Origin of the sequence: Janthinobacterium sp. BJB446 (assembly GCF_002735655.1) — a bacterium.
Taxonomy (GTDB): Bacteria; Pseudomonadota; Gammaproteobacteria; order Burkholderiales; family Burkholderiaceae_D; genus Janthinobacterium; species Janthinobacterium lividum.
Map to the genome: position 1 here is coordinate 1 of NZ_PDZK01000019.1, position 559 is coordinate 559.

At 46.5% G+C, this 559-nt stretch carries 2 tRNA genes and 1 rRNA gene; all 3 read left to right on the forward strand.

Annotation, left to right across the window (positions count from 1 at the left end):
* A 16S ribosomal RNA gene (locus tag CSQ92_RS28490) occupies window positions 1–100 on the forward strand; the annotation flags it as partial.
* 81 nt (window positions 101–181) lie between these two features.
* Window positions 182–258 (forward strand) — tRNA-Ile (locus tag CSQ92_RS28495).
* Between the two features lie 26 nt (window positions 259–284).
* A tRNA-Ala gene (locus CSQ92_RS28500) sits at window positions 285–360 on the forward strand.
* Window positions 361–559 lie beyond the last annotated feature (199 nt).

Below are 559 nucleotides of genomic sequence, written 5' to 3' on the forward strand. Positions count from 1 at the left end.
CTTAACCGTAAGGAGGGCGCTTACCACGGTAGGATTCGTGACTGGGGTGAAGTCGTAACAAGGTAGCCGTATCGGAAGGTGCGGCTGGATCACCTCCTTTCTAGAGTTTGCACGAATCAGGTAACTGGTTCACGCATCAAATGTTCACACTTATCGGCTGTTAATATAAAGAACAGCATTTGGGGCTGTAGCTCAGCTGGTTAGAGCACCGTGTTGATAACGCGGGGGTCGTTGGTTCGAGTCCAACCAGCCCTACCAGTTTCTGTAGTCTGGAAATACCCATAGGGGGATTAGCTCAGCTGGGAGAGCACCTGCTTTGCAAGCAGGGGGTCGTCGGTTCGATCCCGTCATCCTCCACCAAAAGTTCAAACGTAAGTTGATCACACTGGTGATTGAATTTAGGTTTGGTCTTTTCGAGACCAAGTGCTGTATGTTCTTTAACAATCTGGAAGAAGTAAAGATTATTTATTGATCGGTTTGCCGTAAAAGGTGAATCGATGGGTAATGATTGTATGTATCAACAAACAAGCAACAACGTTGTACTTTCTTATCCCTGTAG